Raw genomic sequence first — 527 nt, 5'->3', positions numbered from 1 at the left:
ACGAAGACCCACCAGAACCCGACGCACCCTCCTGGGTGATAGTCTCACTCATTTCTCCACGAACAGTAGGGGTGTTGTCCTGATTTTCGACAGTGTAACTTCCCTTTGTTTCAGACGGTAAAGCCAGGGAGTCACTTCCAATCACCAGTAAAATAATGGAGGTTAAGGTGATGCTTAAAGCGGCAATGTGGCGACTCATTTTTGTTCGACTCTTACTCCGCCGATCAGCCAACGGCCATTGATGTAGCGTACAGCAAAGTCTAGTGTTTCATTCTCGGTTGGGCTTGATGTTTCAGTGGTTGCCCCACCTCCTGGGTGAGACGCAATCATTTGACGACTCACAGTGGCTTCAACTCTATTGTAGTCGTATCCTTCAAGTTTATCGTAATACCGAATGTTCGTGATCTCTTGTTCCCACTTGTCATTCCAGCCCCCTGCTTTGTGAAGGTTCGTTGCGTTGTCGATGGCTGATTGACAGAATTTGCAACTGTCTTCGCTCATGGCGGCGAACTCGGTGGTGTTGCCGG

The 527-nt window shown here is 49.1% G+C and carries 2 protein-coding genes; both read right to left on the bottom strand.

What is annotated here, in order from left to right; translation table 11 throughout:
* Positions 1–199 (bottom strand): hypothetical protein (locus tag HMPREF2883_RS15195; RefSeq protein ID WP_218079107.1); only part of this gene is annotated, 199 nt, incomplete at its 3' end.
* Positions 196–527 (bottom strand): DUF6318 family protein (locus HMPREF2883_RS13715; RefSeq protein ID WP_256277238.1); only part of this gene is annotated, 332 nt, incomplete at its 5' end. The genes HMPREF2883_RS13715 and HMPREF2883_RS15195, both read right to left, overlap by 4 nt.

This window comes from Actinomyces sp. HMSC075C01 (assembly GCF_001812965.1).
GTDB lineage: Bacteria > Actinomycetota > Actinomycetes > Actinomycetales > Actinomycetaceae > Actinomyces > Actinomyces acetigenes.
The sequence above is the reverse complement of the archived record's forward strand: the minus strand, read 5'-3'. Positions and strand labels throughout refer to the sequence as shown.